15 protein-coding genes and 1 pseudogene are annotated in these 24,420 nt (G+C 57.3%); 7 read left to right on the top strand and 9 right to left on the bottom strand.

The annotated features are described in order from the left end of the window. On the bottom strand, positions 1 to 888 hold the full coding sequence (gene mmsB, locus FPT12_RS08130; RefSeq protein WP_145015584.1) for a 3-hydroxyisobutyrate dehydrogenase: 888 nt from the start codon (positions 886 to 888) through the stop codon (positions 1 to 3). 10 nt (positions 889 to 898) lie between these two features. Next, on the bottom strand, positions 899 to 2,422 hold the full coding sequence (locus FPT12_RS08125) for a CoA-acylating methylmalonate-semialdehyde dehydrogenase (protein ID WP_145015582.1): 1,524 nt from the start codon (positions 2,420 to 2,422) through the stop codon (positions 899 to 901). Positions 2,423 to 2,572: 150 nt separating this feature from the next. Between FPT12_RS08125 and FPT12_RS08120 the strand changes: the two genes are divergently transcribed. Together FPT12_RS08120 and FPT12_RS08115 are read left to right on the top strand one after the other, a co-directional pair. Next, positions 2,573 to 3,520: a LysR family transcriptional regulator gene (locus FPT12_RS08120; RefSeq protein ID WP_054594129.1), complete on the top strand. Its 948-nt coding sequence runs from the start codon at positions 2,573 to 2,575 to the stop codon at positions 3,518 to 3,520. 384 nt (positions 3,521 to 3,904) lie between these two features. Beyond that, positions 3,905 to 5,791, top strand: a complete 1,887-nt coding sequence (locus tag FPT12_RS08115) for an ATP-binding protein (RefSeq protein WP_145015580.1) — start codon at positions 3,905 to 3,907, stop codon at positions 5,789 to 5,791. 7 nt (positions 5,792 to 5,798) lie between these two features. On the opposite strand, the gene FPT12_RS08110 is transcribed toward FPT12_RS08115, so the two are convergent. Continuing rightward, entirely contained in the window at positions 5,799 to 6,617 is an 819-nt protein-coding gene (locus FPT12_RS08110) for a cyclase family protein (protein WP_145015578.1), read from the bottom strand. A gap of 519 nt (positions 6,618 to 7,136) precedes the next feature. Here FPT12_RS08110 and FPT12_RS08105 point away from each other — a divergent pair. Continuing rightward, positions 7,137 to 7,700, top strand: coding sequence for a histidine phosphatase family protein (locus FPT12_RS08105; RefSeq protein ID WP_145015576.1), 564 nt, complete (start codon positions 7,137 to 7,139; stop codon positions 7,698 to 7,700). A 117-nt stretch (positions 7,701 to 7,817) separates the two neighbouring features. On the opposite strand, the gene FPT12_RS08100 is transcribed toward FPT12_RS08105, so the two are convergent. Genes FPT12_RS08100 through FPT12_RS08090 form a run of 3 tightly spaced genes read right to left on the bottom strand, consistent with a single transcriptional unit; the run spans position 7,818 to position 10,167 of the window. Continuing rightward, positions 7,818 to 8,321 (bottom strand): OmpA family protein, encoded by a 504-nt coding sequence (locus FPT12_RS08100; protein WP_178098648.1) that lies wholly within the window; start codon positions 8,319 to 8,321, stop codon positions 7,818 to 7,820. Between the two features lie 5 nt (positions 8,322 to 8,326). Then, on the bottom strand, positions 8,327 to 9,595 hold the full coding sequence (locus tag FPT12_RS08095; protein ID WP_145015574.1) for a diguanylate cyclase domain-containing protein: 1,269 nt from the start codon (positions 9,593 to 9,595) through the stop codon (positions 8,327 to 8,329). After that, a complete protein-coding gene (locus FPT12_RS08090) occupies positions 9,592 to 10,167 on the bottom strand; it encodes a YfiR family protein (RefSeq protein ID WP_145015572.1) in 576 nt (191 codons plus the stop codon). The genes FPT12_RS08095 and FPT12_RS08090 overlap by 4 nt, the downstream gene beginning before the upstream one ends. A gap of 352 nt (positions 10,168 to 10,519) precedes the next feature. On the opposite strand from FPT12_RS08090, the pseudogene FPT12_RS08085 reads away from it, so the two are divergent. The 4 genes and pseudogenes from FPT12_RS08085 to FPT12_RS08070 all read left to right on the top strand — a co-directional run bounded on the left by FPT12_RS08085 (position 10,520) and on the right by FPT12_RS08070 (position 14,923). Next, positions 10,520 to 11,371 (top strand): annotated as a pseudogene (locus FPT12_RS08085) (sugar phosphate isomerase/epimerase family protein). A 12-nt stretch (positions 11,372 to 11,383) separates the two neighbouring features. Next, complete coding sequence (locus FPT12_RS08080; RefSeq protein ID WP_145015570.1) at positions 11,384 to 12,442, top strand: isopenicillin N synthase family oxygenase; 1,059 nt, start codon at positions 11,384 to 11,386, stop codon at positions 12,440 to 12,442. Between the two features lie 42 nt (positions 12,443 to 12,484). Then, positions 12,485 to 13,285 (top strand): ABC transporter substrate-binding protein, encoded by an 801-nt coding sequence (locus FPT12_RS08075; protein ID WP_145015568.1) that lies wholly within the window; start codon positions 12,485 to 12,487, stop codon positions 13,283 to 13,285. A gap of 99 nt (positions 13,286 to 13,384) precedes the next feature. Beyond that, entirely contained in the window at positions 13,385 to 14,923 is a 1,539-nt protein-coding gene (locus FPT12_RS08070; protein ID WP_145015566.1) for an amino acid ABC transporter permease/ATP-binding protein, read from the top strand. A gap of 65 nt (positions 14,924 to 14,988) precedes the next feature. On the opposite strand, the gene recD is transcribed toward FPT12_RS08070, so the two are convergent. The 3 genes from recD to recC are packed head-to-tail and all read right to left on the bottom strand — an operon-like array spanning position 14,989 to position 24,211. After that, positions 14,989 to 17,076 (bottom strand): exodeoxyribonuclease V subunit alpha, encoded by a 2,088-nt coding sequence (gene recD, locus FPT12_RS08065; RefSeq protein WP_145015564.1) that lies wholly within the window; start codon positions 17,074 to 17,076, stop codon positions 14,989 to 14,991. Next, a complete protein-coding gene (recB, locus tag FPT12_RS08060; protein ID WP_145015562.1) occupies positions 17,073 to 20,762 on the bottom strand; it encodes an exodeoxyribonuclease V subunit beta in 3,690 nt (1,229 codons plus the stop codon). Before recB ends, recD begins: the two co-directional genes overlap by 4 nt. Beyond that, a complete protein-coding gene (gene recC, locus FPT12_RS08055; RefSeq protein ID WP_145015560.1) occupies positions 20,759 to 24,211 on the bottom strand; it encodes an exodeoxyribonuclease V subunit gamma in 3,453 nt (1,150 codons plus the stop codon). The genes recB and recC overlap by 4 nt, the downstream gene beginning before the upstream one ends. Positions 24,212 to 24,420 lie beyond the last annotated feature (209 nt).

Genomic DNA, 24,420 nt, shown 5'->3' with positions numbered 1-24,420 from the left:
TTAGTGGGGTTTGCGATAGCTGTTGATGATGGCCGAGAAGTCCTTGCCGCCTTCGCCACGCTGACTCATCGCCTGATACAACTGCTGAGCCACCGCGCCGAGCATCACCGGCTGGTGCGCCTGACGCGCGGCTTCAGTGGCCAGCCCCAGGTCCTTGAGCATCAGCTCGGCACCAAAACCGCCGGTATAACCACGCGATGCCGGTGCTGTTTCGACGATGCCCGGCCACGGGTTGTACATCTCCGAACTCCAGCAACGACCGGTCGAACTGTTGATGATCCCCGCCAGCACCTGAGTGTCGATGCCCAAGGCATCGCCAAGGGCCATGGCTTCGCTGACGCCGACCATGGAAATCGCCAACAACAGGTTGTTGCAGATCTTGGCGATTTGCCCGGTGCCGACTTCACCGCAATGCACGATATTGCGGCCCATCTGTGCCAATACCGGTTGCAGGGTGGCGAACAGCTCCGGCGTAGCGCCGACCATGAAGGTCAGCGTCCCGGCCGTAGCGCCACCGGTACCCCCGGAAACCGGCGCATCAGCCATGGCCACACCTTGCCTGGCCGCAGCGGCGGCAACATCGCGGGCGGTCTGCGGGTCGATGGTGCTGCAATCCACGGCGGGAACGCCCTTGGCGATCCCGGCCAGCACGCCGTCTTCACCCAGCCAGACGCTGCGCACATGAACCGCCGCTGGCAGCATGGTAATCACCAGTTCTGCACCTTGGGCTGCCTCACGCGCCGAAGCGCTGATGGTGCCGCCCAGTTGCGCCAACTCGGCGAGTACGGCTTTGTTCAGGTCGACCAGATTCAGCGAATGGCCTGCCTTGATCAGGTTGCGCGCCATCGGCGCGCCCATGTTGCCGAGACCGATAAAAGCGATTTTCATGTCCGGCTCCTTAACGCAAATTGATGGTTGTGTTCACACCGTCATTGACGCTGTCATCGTCGAACCAGCGACTGGTGACGGTCTTGGTCTGAGTGTAGAACTGCACCACTTGCTTGCCATACGGACCGAGGTCGCCGAGCTTGGAACCACGGGAGCCGGTGAAGCTGAAGAACGGAACCGGCACCGGGATCGGGATGTTGATGCCGACCTGACCGACGTCGATTTCATTCTGGAATTTACGCGCCGCCGCGCCGCTCTGGGTGAACAGGCCGGTGCCGTTACCGAACGGGTTGGCGTTGACCAGGGCAATCGCCTGATCGAGGGTCTCGACTTCCAGCACCACCAGCACCGGACCGAAGATTTCCTGGGTGTAGATCTGCATGTCGGTGGTCACGCCGGAGAACAGGGTCGGGCCGACAAAGTTGCCTTTTTCGTACCCCGGGACGCTGATGTCACGACCATCCAACTCCAGCTTTGCGCCTTCCTTGATGCCGCTTTCGATCAGCTCGAGAATCCGCGTCTTGGCCCGTTTCGAAATCACCGGGCCGACGTCGGTGCCTGGCTCGCTGCCGGCATTCACTTTGAGTTTTTGCGCCAATGCCTTGAGGTCTGGCAGCCACTGCTTGGCCGCGCCCACCAGCACCACCACCGAGGTGGCCATGCAGCGTTGACCGGCGGCGCCGAAACCGGCACCGACCAGCGCATTGAGGGCTTGCTCACGATTGGCATCGGGTAGTACCACCGCGTGGTTCTTGGCGCCCATCATCGATTGCACGCGTTTGCCGTGTTTGCCGGCCAGGTCGTAGACGTGAGTACCGACTGCAGTCGAACCGACGAACGAAACAGCCTTGATGTCTTTGTGGGTGCAGAGCGCGTCCACCACATCCTTGCCGCCGTGAACCACATTGAGCACGCCGGCAGGAATGCCAGCCTCGATGGCCAGTTCCACCAGCAGCATGGTCGACATCGGGTCTTGTTCGGACGGTTTGAGCACAAAGGTGTTGCCGCAGGCGATGGCCATCGGGAACATCCACAACGGGATCATCGCCGGGAAGTTGAACGGCGTGATGCCCGCGCAAACGCCGATCGGTTGGCGCAGGGTGTAGGTATCAACACCGCCTGCCACGTTTTCTGCGAATTCGCCCATTTGCAGGCTGCCGATGGAGCACGCGTGCTCGACCACTTCCAGGCCACGGAAGATATCGCCTTCAGCGTCGGCGATGGTTTTGCCCTGCTCGGCGCTGAGAACCACGGCGATGCGCTTGGAGTGCTCGCGAATCAACGCCTGAAGCTTGAGCATGATGCGCATCCGCGCGCCAATTGGTGTCAGCTTCCAGGTCTGGAAGGCACGATGAGCGGCGCTGATCGCCGCGTCGACTTCCGCAGGCATAGCGAACGGCACTTTAGCCAGCACTTGCTGGGTCGCCGGATTGACGATGTCGTGCCACTCGGTGGTCTGGGACTCGACCCATTGGCCGTCGATCAACAGCTTGACCTTTTGCACAGTGGTTTCTGGCGTGAGCGATGCGTTCATGACGGTCTCCTGGACTTGTTGTTATGCAGGGAGCCAAGGCGAGAAAAGTCGCCTTGTAATGAGGCGTGTGTCGCGAGTTGGTTGTCGGACTGTTTTTGGAGTATAGATGTGCAAACTTCTAATAAGAACGCACATAAAAGCCGGTCCAACATGCAAAAAAACATCACATCGTTAGGCTCGTTGAACTGGGACGACCTGAAGTTTTTCCTCGAAGTCGCCCGCACCCGCAAGGCCAGCAGCGCTGCCAAACGCCTGGCCGTGGATTACACCACCGTGTCACGGCGGATCAGTTCGCTGGAAGGTGCATTGGGGACGTTGTTGTTCGAAAAATCACGGACCAATGGCTTCGTATTGACTGCCGAAGGCCAGCGTTTGCTGGGTTATGCCGAATCCATAGAAAGCACGCTGCACATGGCGTGCGAGCAGGTGTCCGGCTCGGGCGTGGCGTTATCCGGCCATGTGCGGATGGGCTGCACCGAGGGTTTCGGCAGCTTTTTCATCACCCCGCAGCTCAGCCACTTCGTCGATGCCTATCCGGCGATTTCGGTGGATATCCTGCCGTTGCCGCACTTCATCAGCCTGTCCAAGCGCGAGGCAGATATTGTCATCGCCCTGGAACGCCCGGAACACGGCCCTTATGTCTGCTGCAAACTCTGTGACTACCGTTTGCAGCTGTACGCGACCCAGGATTACCTCGACCAACACCCACCCATCCGCCGCCCGGCCGATTTGGGCAAGCATCAATTCATCAGTTATGTCGACGATCTGGCATTCAGCTCGGAGCTGCTGTACCTGGCGAATGTACTGCCCGGCGCCAGCGCCAACCTGCGCAGCACCAGCGTAATTGCGCAATTCGTGGCCGCGCAGCAAGGCCGCTCGCTGGCGATTCTGCCGTGCTTCCTGGCGGCCCAGGATCCACGACTGCTGCCGGTGCTGCCGGAGGAAATCAACATCACCCGGCAGTTCTGGATGTACTGCCGCGAGGACCTGCGCAAGCTCAAGCGGATCACATTGCTGTGGGATTACATTCGCGCCGTGACCGAGCAGAATCAGGCGCTATTGATGGGGGAAACCCGAACGATGCACTTCGCTGACTGACAGTTTTCCAAGGAATCAGGCAGTGGCGTCAGTAGGACACAATTGCTCGGCTTTATGCTAATCGAACCCTAACTCAGGCAGATAAGGATCATCTGTTTGTCTTCGTTGCGTAATGGCGTGGACTTGACCACTCAATTGCGTTGCATCTGACCATCCATTTGCGCTCGTACTGACCACACAGTTGGATTTGTAGTGGCAGGAGGCTCTATGGACACGTCCGCAAAAAATACAGCCTATTCCCCTCTAAAATGAAGGCTGCCGTCCTCGGAAAGCCATGAAAAATAAAAAATGGTTTTCCGTCACCACTCAAATTATGCTCCGCATCATGGACGCCCAGAGCACAGTTTCGATGCTCGGGCTTTGAGAGCATGGAGGCTCTGATGTATGTTCAAACTCAGACGGAAAACATGGGTTTTACTGTTGGTCTATATCATGGGTGTCAGTGGCTATATCTACTACCTCTACGTTGAGACTAAAGGACTCCTCACTGAAAACATTAACAACAAGCTGCTGGATGCAGCGTTGGGCGCTTCGGCGATCCTTGGCGACCGCTACCATGACAACTTGATCAATAAACAGTCCAAATCGGAAGCGGAAGATTTGGATGCTATTCAACGACTCTCCAAGTTTAATGATTCAATGAGTACTGCCTTTGTCTACACCGTAGTTAAACGCTCGGGAGTAGCTTATCTGGTCAGCTCCAGTGCATCAAAAAAAGAGATCCAAGATAAGAATTTCGTACGCTTTTTTGATCCCTATCCCGATGCCAGCCAGGCTTTGGTCGAAAGCTTTGAGCGCACCGAACCCACCTGGATCGATTACTCGGATCATTGGGGAAACTTTCGCGCCGTCTTCATCCCATTAAAGTCGCAGGACGGTACGACATATATTGCCGGCGCGGAGATCACGTTGGCGGAATACCACCACCAACTTAATCAGGACTCCCTGCACCATATCATCCTGGCCATTCTGGTATTTCTCGCCTTCAGTCTCTTGTTCGTGATCGACTTAATACGCGTTCGTGCTCATCTCCAGCAACTGCAAATAAACGAAGAGGTATTGAAGCAGGCAAAAAACGCCGCCGAGGATGCCGATCGTTCAAAAACCAGATTTTTGTCCACCATGAGTCATGAGATCCGCACGCCCATGTACGGTGTCATCGGTGCGAGCGAGTTGCTGGCTGGCCCCTCCTTGAATCCGGAGCAAAGCAGTCTGCTCAAAACGATTCATACGAGCGGACGAACCCTGCTATCTCTTATTGATAACATTCTTGACCTCGCAAAAATCGAAGCGGGAAAACTTGAATTAAAGCCTCGCGTACTCGAAGTGCGAACCTTGGTTTTGTCCAGTATTGAAATAGTCCGACAAAATATCCAGGACAAACCCATAGTGCTTGAAGTCCAGGTCTCACCGGATGTACCTCTCATGGTTAAAACCGATGCCGATTGTCTTCGCCAGATATTGATCAACTTACTGGGCAATGCGCTCAAATTCACCGAAACCGGAAAGGTAGCGCTCTCGGTCACGGCCAGCGGATACGGTCCTCAAGCGCGACTCAGCTTTTCGATACGCGACACCGGCATAGGTATCCCTGCAGAACTGCAAGACGGTCTGTTCAAGCCCTTTGCTCAATTTGAAGGGGCGACCAATCAACGCTTTACAGGGAGTGGGCTCGGCCTTTCCATCTGCAAAAATCTGGTCGAGGCGCAGAATGGGGTTTTATCCTTTACCAGTCAGTTGGGCGTCGGCTCGACTTTCTCCTTCTCACTCCCAATGGAGCCTTTTTCAGTCTCAGAAATACCCATTGGTGATGGGCATACAGTGGTTGATTTCGACCCGTCTTTTGCCAGTCATTACCCGCTCGATATCCTGCTGGTGGAGAATCATCCGGTGAATCAGAAAGTTGCCATGGCGATGTTACAGAAGTTGGGCTATAGGCCCAACCTTGCGTCAAATGGTCTAGAGGCGATCAATGCATATAAAACTTCAACTCCGCATGTCATTTTAATGGACATCAACATGCCCGTTATGGATGGACTGGAAGCCATCCGTGAAATCCGAAAACTACCACTGGGCGATACGTGCTACATCGTTGCTTTCACCGCGAGCGCTTTTTCGAGCGAGACAGAACGTTTTAGGGGCGCTAGTGCCAATGATATTTTAACTAAACCGGCGAGCTTTCAGACCTTGACCAAGGTGCTTCAGCGCGCAACCATCTGCCAACAGCAGTTCCACGCCAACACTCCGGTAGTTGATATGATCTCAAGTTAAAATGGGCTCAGGGTACAAACGCCATCACGGAAGCAGGAGACCCCGACCCATCTTTCAGCCGAAGCACGCCAATGACCAGTGTTGTGCCTTTCGCTGGAAGCTGATCCAGGTTAGTCAGACACTCTAGAACGATTCCATCTTTCGCCAGAACCTGGCTATTAGTGGCGAATACCGTGTCCTGCCCTGGATCAACTCCATGCGTATCGATACCGACGCCCGCAACCTGGCGCTCTTCAAGCAGAAATTTTGCCGTTGCGGCGCCGACACCCGGAAAGTGTGGGCCTTGAGCATCTTGATTGATAAAGCGCTTAGGATCGTTCCACAGGGCTTGCCACCCGGTATAAAACAGCACAACAGAACCTTGGTCGATGCGACCATGATCGTGCTCCCATTTTTCGAGATCTTGAATGCCGATCACATAGTCAGGGTTATCCCGGGTTTGAGTTCGTAGATCAATCATGACAGCCGGTCGGACCAGGGACTCCGGCTGATAACCATCAATCCCAATAGCATTGGGGTGAAAACTATTGGGCGCGTTCATGTGGGTTGCACTGTGCTCACCGATACTAAAGCTCCGCAGGTAGTAACCGTCGTTTTTCTGGGAGGCCACCACATCGAATGTGACCGGAGGGTCGTGAGGCCAAAGTGGTATGGATGGGGTAATGATGTGACTGAGGTCAATTACCTTTCGAAACTGAATACTTTGCATTCCTTTGTCTCCCTTATCCTCTGCGAAACTTTCAGCGACACCGACCGACAGCAAAGCGGTCAGTATGCCAATAGACACCCGTTTAAAATAGCGCTTGTTTTGCGTTGATGTAGCCATGACGATTGCGCACGCTCCCTGTCATTTATGATTTCCAGTCCTCGCGTCCAGCTGTGTCCGTCTATTCTATGCTCGTTAATCTTAAAGAGGTTTCTGTATTGGAGAGTATCAATATCAATCCTTTCAATACATCACCGGCCTCCGTAAAGCGATTAATCAGACGACGCGGAATCTATACGCTCAACAGACGCCGCATGAACTCTGATCTGTACAGCGTCTACGCCTACTGTCTGGACGATCTCGACTTGGCGACATTGCCGGTGCGGCAAGTGGCCGGGAAAAATCGGCCGTGATTATCCGCCTCAACGAAGTGTTCCCCCAGGGAAATGAAGTGGCAGGTGCCTTTGGGGGTATGGGGCTCGTTCACGCAAGCCGCAATTGTCGCCCCCTTCACCTAACGTCCAGATGATACTCTCACGCCTCAATGTGCGGTTTATACCGGCACGATTACCATGCTTCAAATGCCCGCCGGGTGCATTCTCTGCACTCCTGGGGCAGTAAAACAAGGACGTAAACACTGTGAGCAGGGAGATCATCCTGATGCGCCATGGGCAGCCGAATCTGGCCGTGGTCAACAAGGTTTCAGCGCTTGATATGAAACGCTGGATCGAGCAATACAACCTATCCGAAATCATCAACCAGCCCGCCCCGGAGGCGAGTGTGCAATTGGCCGCTACCGCCCAAGTGATCGTATCGAGCAGCGCGCCTCGGGCTCTGACATCCGTTCGGGCGCTGGGCCTTCAGCCCACACTGGTAGATGCGATTTTCTGCGAGGCGCAGCTGCCCCATGGCCGCTGGACATTGCCGCGTCTTTCACCGTTTACGTGGGCATTTATCCTTCGAGTCTCATGGTTATGCGGCTTCTCAGGGACGGTCGAGTCTTTCCGTCAGGCCAAGATTCGGGCCAACGAGGCCGCTCAACAACTTCGATCCCTTGCGAGTGCAGGCCCGGTCCTGTTGCTCGGTCATGGAGTCATGAATCGAATGATCGCCAAGCAGTTGGAGGCTGCCGGATGGACTCGCGAGAAACGCAATGGCAGCCGTTACTGGAGCGCAATGGTCTATCGAATGAATCAGAGTTAAGGCACGTCGATAGTAACCGGGACACACCCGGCTTATGACATGCAAATGCATCCGTGAAGTGACTGAGCAGAATCAGGCGCTATTGATGGGGGAAACCCGCACGATGCACTTCGCCGATTAGTCCGCGATCACCACGATCGACACCCGGCGATTCTCGGTGCGTCCGGCGACGGTGGTGTTGGATGCCACCGGCTCGGCGCTGCCCAGGCCGCGCAGTCGAATGTTCTCCTCGCGCACGCCAACGCTGGTCAGCACTGCGCCGACACTCTTGGCGCGGCGAAGGGAAAGCTGCTCGTTATAGGCTTCTTTACCCGATGTATCGGTGTGACCATCGACCCGCACGCGCTCAATTCCCGCGCTGTGCAACGCCTTGCCGATTCGCTCGACGATTTCGGTACTTTGCGCGTTCAGGTGATCAACGTCGCTGCCAAACAGCACCTTGCCCGACAAACCGAAGGCCCAGCCCTCCTCGGTCAATTCGAAACCCTGTTGCTTGAGCACCGCAACCTGCGCCGGTGTGAGGCCTTTTTGCGGTGCAGTTTGGCATCCAGTCAATGCCAGCACGGCCATGAGCAAGGTAAAGGTAAAGAATCGCAGGGAACGCTGGGTCAGTGAAAACAAGGCTGTTAACTCCTGGTTTGAACGTTGGCGACAAGGTGCTCCGACCCTGCCGTGTATTGCCCGCCTCGGGCGAGGCGTTTGGCTTGATACATTGCCGCATCGGCGGCATCGAGCAGGGTACCGGGTGTGGCGCCATGATCCGGATAAATGGCAATGCCAACGCTGAGTGAGGTCAACACCTGGGTATCGCCCGGCAACTGAACCGGTAGCTCCATGCTGGTGATGATCTTTTCGGCAATTCGTTCGGCGTCTTCGGTTTTGTGCAACGGCGTCAACAGCACAGCAAACTCATCGCCCCCCAGGCGCGCAACCAGATCCTCTTCACGCAATTGCGCCCGGACTCGGGTTGCCACGGCAATCAGCACGGCATCGCCAGCGGCGTGACCGAAGTTGTCATTGATACCCTTGAACCTATCGCTATCGAGAAACAGCACGGCAACCCGTTCATCGTGTTTGTTGGCATTGCGTAACGCGCGAATCAGTCGACCTTCGAAAAACGCCCGATTCGGCAAACCGGTGAGGCTGTCATGACTGGCCTGGTGGGCCAGCGTTTCGTTTTCGCTTTGCAGGTGGGTTTGCCAGGACTCCAGCTCATCAAGCAAGGCATTGAAGTCGTTGCCCAGACTGTCGAGTTCGGCAATGCGTGCTGGCGGCACACGACGATCGAGGACCCGCTCCTGGCGCGCTGCGTGAGCGACCTCGGCCAGGCTGCGCAGTGGGCCGGTAATCCCGCGTAGCTGACGGCGTGCCAGATACAACGCGACCCAGGCGCTGACTGCCGTACATAAGACAATCCCGGCCAGACCGCTAAGCAAAAAGCGCATCAGACTGCCGCCATGCCCGGTCAGCAGGATGCTGCCGATTTCCTGACCTTGATGGAGGATCGGCATATTGATCGGTTTTTCCAGAAGTGATCGGGCGATCTGCATTTCCAGTTCGGAAACCAGACCGGTTTCCGGTCGCTGCCAACGAGCGAGCAGTTGGCCCTTTTCATCGAACACCTGGGCATCGGCCACTTCTTCTGTGGACGCGATCAGCGCCAGCGCTTCGGTCGCCGCCACGTTGTCGTTGAACACCACTGAGGCTTCCACGGTGTAACTGATCGAACGGGCAATCAACTGCATGTTGTGATCGGCATACACGCGCAAAGCCAGTACCCCAAGCAGGGTCAGGGACAGACTGGCCATGGCCACGCCAACCAGCGCAACAATCAGGTGTCCACGGCCAATGACCGATTGCAAAGTTGGGCGGTTGCCGGACCTGAACAGGCTCATGGGGCCGCCACTTTACGGCGAGAGAGTTGCAAGACGCTGGGGTGAATGCGTACACCACTGCGCGCCACCGAATCGAGGTTGACCTCAAACGAGACTTGATGGTCACTGACCCGCAGGCAGAACAGGCTGCCTACCGTGCATTGATCGCCCCCCTCGCTGATACTCAGCACCGGATGGCCTGTCAAAGAAGCGAAGAGCGTGCTGCGCTCTTCATCGGTCAGTTTACCGATGTAGATCGCGTCACACTCACTGGCGATCGCCGGGTAATTGGCCAACAGTCGCCGAACGACCACCGGGCGCCCCGTGGCTTGAGTGGTGCCTTTGACCAAATCGTCGGTGTACTCGGTGGGACCGATCACGCATAGACGCAATTGCGCTGGCTCCACCGGCCAGCGAGCGTAGCTGAGGATTCCCAACACCACTTGAGTGACCGACATGGCGCGCTGATCAGCCATGCTCACTAGTGCCTGCGGCTCGGCGAAAACAGGAAGGCTCCACAAACAGAAAAGGCCGGCCAGCAGTAGCTGCTTCCAGCCAGCAATGCGTTCTGTCGTCCAGACAGCCAGCTTCATGCGGGGAACTCTCGTTGATCGTCGTGGATGATGCCGCAACGATAGCATATCCGGTGAAATGCTCACGAAAACAGCGAGCATTGATAGGCGCCTATTTGTTTATAAAATCCTGAAGTAACAATTTGGGGTTTCCTATTTTTCTCTGTTTCACCCCATGCCTACCATCGGCGCCAACGTGACCTGTAACCCGCACTGCGGTCCTAATAACAATAAAAGCTGACAGCGACGTAAGTGAGAACGGATCCACCGAGATCCGACTCATGAACACCTTTTGCTACTGCCATAACAGCTCGATTCGGTCATGCGCCGGCGTCGAGCCTTGAGTAGTTGAAGGCGTCGTGGAGGTTCACCGATGAAACTGGAAATATTCCGTACCCTCTGGGGCTATAGCGCGAGCAAGGCCCAGGCACTCGATGAGTTGCTGGAAGCCGGCTTCGGCGGCATGGAGGCCCGCCTGCCACTGGAAGCCCGCGAGCGAGCCGAGTTCGGCGCCTTTCTAAAGGCCAATGAACTGGCTTACATCAGCACCGTGTTTACCGCCTATGACGTGCTGCCGGAACAATCCGCGTCGCCCACCGAACACCTTCTTGATCTGGACAAAAAACTCGCTTGGGCTGCCGAGCTCAATCCACGCTTCGTCAATGTGCTGGCCGGCAATGACCGTTGGCCGCTGGCGCAGCAGGTGGAGTTCTTCGGCCAGGCCATGGCGCTTGCACGCAAGCACGGGCAATTCTGCAGCTTCGAAACCCACCGCTCACGTTCACTGTTCAACCCTTGGCTGACGCTTGAACTGATCCGGCAGCTACCCGACCTGCGGTTCACCAGCGATATCAGCCATTGGGTCGTGACGTGCGAGTGATTGTTGAATGATCCGGCGGATGATCTGAGTGCCTTCGTCGAGCGCGTACACCATATCCAGGCCCGCGTCGGCTATGACCAAGGCCCGCAGGTTCCCCATCCTGCGGCCCCGGAATACGCCCGGGAACTGGTTTTCCATCAACAGCACTGGGAAGCCATCTGGCGCTCCCAGCAGGCTCGCGGCTATCAGGTCAGCACCCTGACGCCTGAGTTCGGTGCCGACGGCTATTTGCATCACTTGCCCTTCACCAATGTGCCGGTCGCCGACCTGTGGTCGCTGAATATCTGGATGGCCAACACAGAGCGCGAGCACTTCAATCGCTTCAATCACTCAACCCTCGCGTGAGGTGCTTGCAACATGTCCGAGCAGATCAATAACACTACGCCCCAAGCGAACTTCAAGAGCATTCCGGTGGTGGATATCGCCGGTCTGTTCAGCATCGAACGGGAACATCGGCTGGTCGTCGCAGAGCAGCTCGGGGTGGCCGCCAGTGACGTCGGCTTTCTCTATATCACCAGCCACGGCATCGATCCGCAGCTGATCACCAACTTGCGCCAGGCAGCCAAGGACTATTTCGATCAGTCCCTGGAAACCAAGATGCAGCACTACATCGGCACCTCGAAGACTCACAAGGGCTTTGTCCCGGAAGGTGAAGAGGTTTACGCCAAGGGCAAACCGGATCATAAGGAAGCCTTCGACATTGGCTTCGAAGTCCCGGAAAACGATCCGCTGGTGCTGGCTAACACTCCGCTGCTCGGGCCGAATGAATGGCCGGCGCTGCCAGGTTTCAAGGAAGCCGTGCAGGCCTACTACGCCGCGATCTTCGCCCTCGGTCGACGGCTGTTCGGTGGCTTCGCCCTGGCATTGGGCCTGGAGGAAGACTATTTCGACAGCATGGTCACCCGGCCGCCCTCGAAGCTGCGTCTGATCCACTACCCGTTCGACGGCACGGCTCAGGATGCACCCGGGATTGGTGCACACACCGACTACGAGTGCTTTACCATTTTGCTGGCTGACAAACCCGGGCTGGAGGTGATGAACAATCTTGGCCAGTGGATCGATGCACCGCCTATTCCAGGGGCGTTCGTGGTGAACATCGGCGACATGCTCGAAGTCATGACCGCGGGTGCATTCGTTGCGACGGCTCACCGTGTCCGCAGTGTCAGCGAAGAGCGCTACTCCTTCCCGCTGTTCTATGCCTGCGACTTCCATACCCAGATCAAACCCCTGCCGGGCTTCGCCAAGACCGGGCAAGAGTATGAGCAGATCGCCATTGGCGAACACATGTACAGCCAGGCGCTGCAGACTTACCAATACCTGCGCAAGCGGGTGGAAAACGGAGAAATCACGTTGCCGGAGAAGGCGCGTAAGCCTTCGAGCTTCGGGCACCTGAAAAATCAGACACAACCGTCCTGATCATTGCTGTCGGCCACTACTTTCTAATCGGAGTCACCGAAAATGTTTTACAAAAATAACCGTGCTGCCCGTTTTTCCCTGCTCGCCGCCAGCCTGTTCTGCGCAACCGCCAGCATGGCTTCCACCGCCACACCGGGCCAATTGAAGATCGGCATGGAAATCACCTACCCGCCGTTCGAATCCTATGACAGCCAGAAAAATATCGTCGGCTCCGATCCGGAACTGGCTCAAGCCCTGGCCAAGCAGATGCAAGCGAAGGCGGAGTTCGTCGATACCAAGTTCCCCAATCTGATCTCCGGCCTGAACTCCGGGCACTACGACGCGATCATCTCCGGCATGTACATCACGCCAGAGCGTCAGACTCAAGCCATGACCATTGGCTACGCAGTAACGGGCGCGGCAATCATGGCGCCAAAAGACAGCACGCTGAATGCACAAACCCCAGAAGACCTCTGCGGCCTGAAAGTCGGACTGGAACAAGGCACCACCTGGGTCGCTCAATTGAAGAAACTCTCGACCGACTACTGCGTGCCGAACAACAAGGGCGCCATCACTGTCAGCGAGTTCCCATCGGCACCGGAAGTGACCCAGGCCCTGCTGTCGAAAAACATCCAGGCCCAAATGGAAATCGCCGGCGCAGCGAAGATGATCGCCGAACACACCAACGGTCGTGTAGTGGTCACCTCCCAGCATCTAGTCTACCCGCAAACCCTCGGCATCTTCGTCAAGAAAGGCAACGAGGAGACCTATCAGGCGCTGCTCAAGGCGTTTGATGGCGCGAAAAAAAGCGGTGACTACGCAGCTATTCTGAAGAAGTACAACCTGGAAGAAGCGTCCAACTAAGGCGACGCCCCTTCGCGGGCCAGCACACGCTTACAAAAGTACCGCTCCCTGTTCGGGAGCGGCTTACCCGCGAAGATTTCAATGCGGTTCGAGGTACTTATGCAATTCGATTGGTCGTACTTTTTCTCCCTGTTCGCTGACTCCGCCTTCTGGCAAGCCTGCGTCACCGTAATCGAACTCAGTGCCCTGGCCTGGTTCATCGGTATGCTTCTTGGCTTTCTGCTGGCCTCGGCCAAACTGTCGACTTCGGTCTGGCTCAGACTTCCGGCGACCGCTTATATCTGGTTCTTCCGCAGTATTCCGCTGCTGGTGCTGGTGGTCTTCGTCTACAACCTGCCACAGTTATTCCCGATGACCGGCTCGGTCCTGTCCAACCCGTTCTACTCCGGGTTGTTCGCGCTGGTGATCACCGAAGCGGCGTATATGGCAGAGATCCATCGCGGTGGCCTGATTTCGGTCGCCAAGGGTCAGAAAGAGGCCGGGCGCGCGCTGGGTATCGGCTTCCTGGGCTTGCAGCGTTTGATCGTGATTCCTCAGGCTTTTCGCATTTCCCTGCCGACCTTGATCAACGAATACATCACGGTGGTGAAACTGACGTCGCTGATCTCGGTGATCTCCCTGACCGAACTGCTGACCGTCGGCCAGCGCCTGTACGCACAGAACTTCCTGGTCATGGAAACCCTTGCCGCGGTAGCGGTGTATTACGTGTTTATCGTCAGCGTGTTCGGCTGGTTTTTGCAGCGACTGGAACGCCATCTGGATCTGAACCAACGCAAGCCGCAAACCCTCGACGAAACCGCCGTGAGCCGACTCAAGGCCCAATCCCAACCGCTGACCAGCACTGCCGGCCTCCCAGTCAACCGCAGTGCGGTTCCGGTTCTACAACTGGAGAAGATCCACAAGCGCTATGGCAATCATGAAGTGCTCAAGGGCATCGACCTGACAGTCGGCAGTGGCCAGGTGATTTCAATCATCGGCCCGTCAGGCTCAGGTAAAACGTCGTTAATTCGCACCATCAATGGACTGGAAAGTATTGATCAAGGCGAGATCATGCTATTTGGCGAAAGCTTCATCGGTTCCAACGACACCCCCAACAGCGCGAAGGTTCGTAGTGGCGTGCGGCATATCGGGATGGTATTCCAGAACTTCAACCTGTTTCCCCATCGCTGCATTCTCGACAACATCACTCTGGCGCCGCGCTTCCACGGCAGCGCAAAACCCTTGAGTGAACAACGCGCCTATGCGCTGCTGGACAAGGTCGGACTGCTGGCTCACGCGCACAAGTACCCGCATCAGCTTTCCGGCGGTCAGCAACAACGGGTAGCGATTGCCCGAGCATTGGCCATGGAACCGAAGATCATGCTGTTCGACGAACCGACTTCGGCGCTCGATCCGGAACTGGTGGGAGATGTATTGAATGTGATCCGCGATTTGGCCAAAGAAGGCATGACCATGCTGATCGTGACCCACGAGATGGACTTCGCGATGTCGATTTCCGATCGGGTGATTTTCATGGAAAACGGGAATATTCAGCTGGATGCGAGCCCGTACGCCATACGCAATGCGCGGGCCGGGGAACGAGTCCGGCGCTTCATGGGCCTGACCGCCCAGACCGAAATGCTGCTGGCAGCGGAGTAGACCTCGGAGTAGACCTGGTCTTGGTGGCGACAGGTCAAAACCTCTCGCCACCACACTGCACCCGCTCACCCCAGTTCCAGCATCAACCCGCTCAAGCGCTTGACCTTGCGTCGTACGGCTTCTTCAAAAATCCCGGTACGTGGTTCGATCAGGCTGAACCAGTTCTTGGCGCGAGTGATTCCGGTGTAGATCAGCTCTTTGGTCAGCACCGGGTTCAGCGCATCGGGAAGGATCAACGCCGTGTGGGCGAACTCGGAGCCTTGGGACTTGTGCACGGTCATGGCGTAGACGGTTTCCACGTCATTGAGTCGGCTGGGCAAAACAAACCTGACACCGCCCTGACCATCGTTACGCGCAAAAGCGACGCGCAACACCTGGCGCCCAACCTCCTGGCCATCGCGCTCAGGCAATTTGAGCGCGATACCGATGTCGCCGTTCATCAGACCCAGGCCATAATCGTTGCGCGTCATCAGCACCGGACGCCCTTCGTACCATTGCTGATCACTGTCGATCAGCCGCGCCTTGAGCAACGCACCGGTAATCCGCTGATTCAGCCCCTCGACACCCCACGGTCCCTTGCGCACGGCGCACAGCAACTGGAAAGCGTCGAAGGCTTGCAAGACATTGCGCGCCCACTCGATCCAGCAGGGATCGTCGGGACGTGAGTCGCTGGACGGACGCTGGTTGCGCAAGAGGCTCAGGTAATGCCGATAACCCTGCGGACCTTCGCCCTGGCCTTCGAGTAATAGACGCTCCAGCGCCCTGTCCTGCTCCCCCTTGAGGGACAGCGAAAAAAGATCGGCATGACTGCGGGCAACCAGCAGCTTGCGGGCCTCATCGGCCTGCTGCTGATTGACCCAGCGCGCCAGTTGACCAATGCCGCTGCCTTCACCAAATCGCCGCGAGTGACGCAGCATCACGACCTGCTGGGCCAACGGGTGAGTGGCGTCGGTGTCTTCCTGCAGACCGCTGGAACCGAGCTCTTCGCCACTCACGGCCTCCAGCCAGTCACGGGTCTGCGGGCTGTACCAACCGGCCTCGGCATCGCGGCACAGATCACCGAGAACGGCGCCGGCCTCCACCGACGCCAGCTGATCCTTGTCACCGAGCAAGACCAACCGGGCATGCGTCGGTAATGCATCAAGCAGGTTGGCCATCATCTCCAGGTCTATCATTGAGGCTTCGTCGACCACCAGCACATCCAGCGGCAGGCGATTGCCGGCGTGATGGCGGAAATGCCGGGTACCCGGCCGACTGCCGAGCAGACGGTGGACCGTGGTCACGTCAGAGGGGATTTTGCCCCTGACACTATCGGCAACCCGCAGTGTGCGCACTTGCTGACTGATGGACTCTGTCAGTCGCGCGGCGGCCTTGCCCGTGGGCGCGGCAAGTCGAATCCGCAGTGGCTTGCCCGCCTCCACGGCTGGCGCCTGGAGCAGGGCCAGCAAACGCACGACCGTGGTGGTTTTGCCGGTTCCGGGCCCGCCGGTGACGATGCTGAATGCACCACGGGTGGCCAGGGCACAGGCGAGTTTCTGCCAATCGATCTGCGCGCTGGAACTGGCCGGGCCAAACAAGCCGCTCAGGCGTTCAGACAGGTCATCAGGCGTTGGCTCATGATTGACAAGACGTTGTCGCAACGCACTGTCGATGCGTCGTTCGTACGTCCAGTAACGGCGTAAATACAATCGCTTGCCGGACAATACCAATGGGCGCTGCAGCGTTTCGTCACGCTCATCGACGGCCAGCGCGACAAGGCTGCTGGACGCCAGGACCTTGCACCAGTGTGCCCCCTCCAATGCTTCAAGCAATTGCGACGGCAACAACAGGGTACCGGTCTGAAGATCGCCTTCAGGCGGCAGGGAAAGCGCGAAGTCCGGCTCCTTCAGCGTCTCGAACAGATCAAGGCACACATGCCCGTGCCCCAATTGATGGCTGGTCAAGGCTGCCGCCAGCAGCACCAGCGGATCTCCATCGGGTGCCAGTTCGTAGAGGAAGGCGACAAAGGCTTTGTCCAGCGCCCGAAGCCAGCCACGCTCGACCCAGCGTTCGAGCAACAGCAACAGATCTTCGGCACGGCTCAGCGGCGTCAGTTGCGCAAGGCTCTCGGCCGTCAACGGTGTGGGTAACAAATCGGCAAAGGAACGGCTCATAGCAATACACCCTGCTCCCAGGCCGGTTCAGGCTTGGGTTCTGGTTTTCCCTGGAACAGCCGGTCCAGTCGTTCGATCAATTCCCGTGGCGGACGAGTGAAATACACGCCTTGGCCTGGTGCCCGGGTGCCGCGCAGGAACAGGTACAAGGCGCCGCCCATGTGCCGGTCGTAGTCGTAATCGGCGAGTCGCGCCTTGAGCTGGCGATGCAGCGCCAGTAGGTACAACACGTATTGCAGGTCATAGCGATGATCGAGCATCGACTGTTCCATGGCCTGCTCGGTATAGGCCGAATCGTCAGCACCGAGCCAGTTGGACTTGTAATCCGCAACGTAATAACGCCCGGCGTGCTCGAACGTCAGGTCGATAAAGCCTTTGAACATGCCATTCAGCAGTACGGGCTCGGCAACGACACGAGAAGCGCCGGCATGGGTGTATTGGCGCACCAGTTCGTCGAGCTTCAACACATCGACTTTATGGCTGGCAAACCAGAACTCCATTTCGACCCGGTACTCGGTCAGTTGCTCGAACACCACGGGTGGTTGCTCGGCACCAATGCATAACGGCGCTTGCAACAAGTGCTGCAGCCAGTCGCTCAGGGTATTGATCCAGCCCTCCCAACCACGGCGGTTGCAGCGGCGCGCAATGGCGTTTTCGATGGACTTCGGGTCTGCGGTGAAACCTTCATCACCCGCCCACTCCAATAATCCATGGAGAAATGTCCCGGGATTCGGCCCGCGCGGGAAGCAGTGGATATCACCACCGCTCGCAAGCACTTCGCGTGGCGCATCGGGATCAAGTCGCTCGTCGTCAAAAAGCTTTTGCGCTTGCGGGCTTTCCGGCGCTTCGTCGCTGCCAGTGCTCAGGCTATCTCCAATGCGCAACGCACTGTAGGAAGCGATCCACCAGTTCTCGGCCGCCTTGCGCTTCGGTATCAGCGGTGCGAGCAACGTTGCCTCATTGCGTGGCGGGAGAAAACGTTCGGTTGTGGCTTCAGGCATCTCGCCATGGCTCAAAGCGCTGCAGTTTTGCTGCAAGTCTTCCAGCCAACGCTTCAGCGCCGTCGATTCGGCCAGCTTCTCGCTGCCGCCCAGCAGATAGCCCAATGCCGACAGGTGAAGTACCGAGCTGTTGTTATTACCGCGTTTGAGATCGGTGACACCCAGCCAGCAAGCATGCTGGGCACGAGTCAAGGCCACATAGAGTAGACGCAAGTCTTCAGCCAGACGCTCATCGTCCGCCAAGGCAATCAGCTCGGGGGTTGGGCTCAACGTTATCTGCGCTTGCCCGTTCGCGTCGTGGTAGTGCAATGGCAAGCGACTGCCATCCACCGGTTTTGCCGAACAAATGAACGGCAGAAAAACCAGCGGATACTCAAGGCCTTTGGACTTGTGGATGGTCACTACCTTGACCAGTTGCTCATCGCTTTCCAGACGCAGAATCTGCTCTTCGCCGGCCTGCCCGGACAACGCCAGATGCTCGGACAAATGACGAATCAGAGCTTGCTCGCCATCGAGCTCGGCGGCGGCTTGCTGCAACAGCTCCGAGAGATGCAGCAGGTTGGTCAGTACCCGCTCGCCATCGCTTCGGGCAATCAAGGCCTGAGGCAGTTCGAAATCATGCAGCAACCGGCGCAGCATTGGCAGGATGCCCTGACTGCGCCAAATCACCCGATACTCGCGAAACTGCATGACGCGCTTCTCCCAGGCCAGCTCATCCTGGTTCAAGCGCTCCAGTTCTGTCAGTGACAGGTTCAAGGTGATGCTGGCCAGCGCTGCACGCAGCGGTCGCTCGACATCCGGCTCGGCGCAGGCCTTTAGCCAACTCAACAGGTCGTGAGCCTCCTGGGCCGCGAACACCGAGTCCTTGTCCGATAGATAAACACTGCGCACACCCCGCGCGGACAATTCGTTACGTACCGCCTGGGCCTCTTTACCATCGCGTACCAGAATCGCGATATCTGCCGGGAGCAGCCCCTGTAGATCCCCTGTCCCCCGGACAAAACCCGCACACCCCTGCTGCCCGCCATTGAGCAATGCAGTGATTTCACTGGCGCAAGCTGCAGCCAGTTGCTGTCGGTACACAACACCGGACAACGGTTGCTCGCTGGACAGTTGCCAGATATTCAGCGCCGGTACGGCCTGACCGTTGATCTGCAAAGACTCTTTACGGCCTTGCGATTCGACCGGCAGAAATGGAACCGGGTTTACGCCGTTTTTTTCGCGAAACAGAAACGCTCCACGCCCCTGCTCACGGGCTTCTGCACGCTGGAACACGTGGTTCACCGCATCGACCATCCCGTGACTGGAGCGGAAGTTGGTGCCCAGGGTATGCAAGCGGCCACTCGTTGCCTGACGCGCGCGCAAGTAGGTGTAGATATCGGCGCCACGGAAGGCATAGATCGCTTGTTTAGGGTCGCCGATCAGAAACAGCCCACATTCGGGGTTGTTGTCTTCGATGCGATAGATGCTCTCGAAGATCCGGTACTGTACCGGGTCGGTGTCCTGGAATTCGTCGATCAATGCGACTGGAAACTGCTCGCGGATCAACGTCGCCAGACGCTCCCCCCCTTCGGCTCGCAATGCGGCATCGAGCCTCAGCAACATGTCGTCGAAACCCATTTCAGCACGCCGACGCTTCTCTTCTTCAAAGCGTGCCCCCACCCACTGTGCTACATGTTTCAGGACAGCAGCATCAGGGGTCGGTAATGCATCGAGACTGGTTTTCAGACCGGGCATGGCATCCAGGCCGGGGTGACTCGGTGCCTGACCTTTCCAGGCCTCAGCCATGCCATCAGGTGTCAGACGATTGAAGCCGGTGCCGATATCCAGTTGCTCAACGCTGTCATCCTCGGCCCAGGCATTGATTTTCTCAAACCAGGGCTCGAAGTAACGCGCTTGCATCTTGCGTCCGTCGACAGACTTGCTGGCCACGCCTTGCAGACAGATCTCACGCAGCTCCTGCGCCCATTGTCGCCATGGAGCCTTGAGCTCCATCAACGCGTCACGTCGAGCTTGCAGGCACTCCGTGATCAGCTCGGCAGGTTCTTTCCCTTCATCGCTGTCACGCTCACTGGCGAACAATCCGCGTACCCTCGACAGCAATGCGGCCGGACCGCCCCAATGGCTGCGAACCCAGTTCAACGCATCACCTTGCATCGGGTAGCAAAATAGCCGCCAGTAATCGCGCAGTACTTCACCGAGCAAATCGCTGTGATCAACTTCCAGGGTTTGGGTGAACAGACTGCCACTGTCAAACGCGTGCTCGCGCAGCATCCGCTGGCACCAACTGTGAATCGTCGAAACGGCCGCCTCATCCATCCACTGTGCTGCGATGTCCAAACGGTTCGCACAGCCAGACCACTGTTCAGGACTGAACTGCCCACGCAACTCGGCAATCAGGCTGTCGGGTGCTGGCGTTTCGTCGCGGAAAAACCGCGCAGCCTCGGCAAGACGTGTACGGATCCGTTCACGCAGCTCTTTGGTCGCGGCATCAGTAAAGGTCACCACGAGAATTTGCGGTGGCAGGAGTTCACGACCAAAACCGGCAGACTCGTCACCGTGGCCAAGCACCAGGCGCAGATAGAGAGCGGAAATAGTGAACGTCTTGCCGGTGCCGGCACTGGCTTCGATCAGTTGACTACCGCGAAGCGGGAAGGCTAATGCCAGAGGGACTTTCGCTGTCATGAGTGCGACTCCTCACTGGTCAATGAGCACCAAGGGGCTTCGAGCAGCGGGCGGTAGAGCGCGTCACACCAATCGACAAAGTTTTCGTCGGCAACCAGGGCGTTGTAATCGGCAAACTGGCGAGCCAGTGCAGGGCTTTCGCGGCGCTCGCCATCGGTGGTCTGGCCGTCGCCTTCATAGGCCTTGCGAGCGGCAGCCTCGGCTTTGAGCGGATCAGTCTGCCCCAGCCAGGCGAAAGCCGTTTTTACCGCTATGGGCAATGGCTGGCGCATACCTGATTGCCAGGCCTGTAACAGATTACCCAGGGTCTTCAGTGCGGCATCTTGCTCGATAGGGGCGAGCAGCAAGGTATCGTCACTGGCCACCAACCCGGTGGTCATCGACAAGCCGCTCGCGCAAGCCACCAGGTGGTTAACCCAAGGACGAGTCAAACGATGCCACTTGCGGGTCTTGATCGAACCAATGCTGTTGGGGATCGTAGTGACAGCCAGCAACCCGCCATCGCTGCGTTGATGAAGACCGCTGAGCCAGCCTTCCAGGCTCACTCCCTGCAATTGGAGCGTCACCGGCAAAGCACTGTTTTGCGGTGTTGGCCACAAAACCAGCAACTGTTGATAACGTTGCAGCAGATCCGGTAGCGGCTCGATCAACTCACGTTGCAAGCACTCGCCGAAACCGGCCATCGGCAACAAGCCGCTATCCTGCAACCTTTTGGCCTGTGCATGCAGAGCTTGTTCTGGTTGAGCGGGACTAGCCAGTGCAGCTTCAAGCAAGCTGTCGCTCAGGCTGTAGCGTTGCAACGCATCAAGCACGAAAGGCTCTTCATCTGCCAAAGGCGCTTCAGCCGCTTCGAAAAACACCTTGAGACGCTGACTGAAAAAATGCCGCACGGGATTGCGCAGGAAATCCTGTAGTTGACCAAGACTCAGCGGCTCCTCTTGAACATAAGCATCAAGTACTTCCAAGGCTGGAGTGTTGTCATGTTGCTCATGCAACAGCTGCCATTCCCGGGCATAGCTGAACAATTGATCGCCTTCATGGAAATAACGAGCGCTGAAGGGTTGTAACGGATGCTCCTGGGTCATCGCTTCAAGGAGTTCTTTAGTGCCTTCGGCGAGTTTCCAGCCGTTAGCCAGGTGGTCACGCAACTGACCGATCAATACCGATGCGGGGCGCTCGCTATTGTCACGAATACTGCGCCCGACCCAACTGATGTAAAGCTGATCCCGCGCCGAGAGCACGGCTTCGAGCAATAGATAACGGTCATCCTCTCGCCGTGACCGATCACCGGGGCGGTAATCGCTGCCCATCAAGTCGAAATCCAGTGGCGGTTGCGCACGCGGATAATCACCGTCGTTCATGCCCAGCAGGCAAACGAGTTTGAACGGGATCGCACGCATCGGCATCAGCGTACAAAAGTTCACTGCGCCCGCCAGGAAACGTTGAGACAAACGCCCCTGATCGAGACCGGCCAACCAGGCTTCACGGACCACCGTCAGCGGCAGTTCGTCCTGCAAGCCAACCGATTCGCAAGTCTCCAGCCAGGTTTCGCGGAGCAACTCGAGTTGGGCCAGCAGATAGTCGTCATGCTCATTGCTGGCCAGGAAAAATAGCTGCATCAATGCTTGCAGACGCACACCCCATTGATCGGGCGATGCCGGTTGTGAGAGCTCCTTATGAGCAAGTTGCAAAGCATCGAGTAAAGCTACCAATGGGCCAATCAGTGCCGCATCCAGTCCGCCGATTTCATCGTAAGGTTCGATGCCATCGCAGGAATGGCCACTGCCAACGGCATACCCCAAAAGCATGCGACGCAAGCCAAAACGCCAGCTGTTTTGCTCAAGCTCATCAGGTAAACCTAGACCGGCGCGCTGTTCCGCGCTCATACCCCAGCGAACACCAGCCCCTTCGATCCAGCGATGCAAGGTCGGCAGGTCGCGCTCCTCTACTCCGAATCGCGCGCGCAATGCCGGAACGTCCAGCAAGTCGAGGATCTCGCTGACCGGAAAACGGCTGTCAGGCAGCTTGAGCAAATGCTCGACCGCGATCAGCAACGGGTCGCGACCACGCTGGCCCTGATCGGTCAGCGTAAACGGGATAAAGCGCCGATCCTCCCGCTCAAGTTGACCAAATACGGCCCGGATGTGTGGCGCGTAACTGTCGATGTCCGGAACCATCACGATCACATCGCGTGGGCGCAACTGCGGCTCTGCGCTGAAGCGTGCGAGCAACTGATCGTGGAGTATCTCCACTTCACGCTGTGCGCTATGAGCAATGTGAAAACGGATCGACTCGTCCTGCTTCAGATCGACCGCAGGCCAGAGCAGGCGAGTTTCATTCAGCGGGCGTAACTCGAGGATGTCATCCTGCAATTGATTGAGCATGTTCAGCGGCTGGCTTTCGCTGAAAAGATCGATACGTCCATCGCGAAAAGCTGATCGATAGCTGTTGGGGTCGTCATAACTGTCGAGCAGGTTGATGTAGTCGCGCCCCTGCTTACCCCAGGCTGCCAGCAGCGGGTGAGCATGTTGATGCAGGGTTTGTGGGTCAAGTACGACCGGCATGCCGGTCTTGCGCGCCTGTCGCTTGTACTGATGCCTTAAAAGGTCTTTATCGGCGACGATGTCTGCCCAATGGTGACGACATGGGTTGTGCACACAGAGCAGAACCTGGCTGAAGCGAGCCAATCCTGCGAGTGCTTCCAGGGCTTGAGCGGGTAGCGAAGAAATGCCAAAAACGATCACCCGCGAAGGTAATCCCTTAGGTGCGATGTCCAGGCCAGTGATTGTTTCGATGAAGCGTTGGTGAACACCTGCACGGCTTTGCGCCATGCCTTGCTCACCAACATCCAGCAACAGCGCACGCCACAGCTCAGCCTGCCAACAGTTGGCCGGTGTGAGCGGTTTGCTCTCACCTCTACCGTTACGCAGTTGATGGCGACCCGCGGCCCAATCCTCCAGCCAGTCCGCCCGATACACTTGATACTGGTCAAACAAATCCGCAAGCCGCTCAGCGAGCTGATAGCGTTTACGCAGGTCGGTATCGTGAGTCAGGAAGCGTTGTAACGGTTCGAAGTACGGTTGATCAATCAGCTCTGGTAACAGGCGCATCAATCGCCAGGTCAGTGGGGCCTTGTCCAGCAACGACTTCGCTGGAATTTCATCACGCCCGAGCACTGATCGATAAAGTTGCCACATAAAGCTGCCAGGTAACTGCACATCAATGGCCGCAGCGATGCCACAGCCGCCCATGTCGTCATCTTCAGGGTCTTCGGCCAATGCCAGCTTCAGCCATTGGGCAATACCATTGCTCTGCACTAGAGCGATTTCATTTTCCAGGGGCGCAAGCGGATAACGCCGCATCCAACTGACCACCAGGCTACGCAGTTCGTCCAGGCGGTTGCCGTGAACCACCATAAAACCAGCGCTGAGGAACGAGGCGTCCGCCATAAGGGCTTCCTTGGAGAAATGCAAAAGCTAGGGCCGAACCTTAGCATTGTCAGGTGACTGTGACAGCCGGGAGCTGTCCGATGTTGCCGTACGAACTTTCTCGCAGGCAAAACAAAACCCCTACCTGCATACGCAGATAGGGGTTTCGGAATTTAATCTTGACGATGACCTACTCTCACATGGGGAAACCCCACACTACCATCGGCGAT

The organism is Pseudomonas sp. H3(2019) (assembly GCF_007713465.1).
Classification (GTDB): domain Bacteria; phylum Pseudomonadota; class Gammaproteobacteria; order Pseudomonadales; family Pseudomonadaceae; genus Aquipseudomonas.
This window is presented reverse-complemented; position numbering and strand designations above follow the sequence as displayed.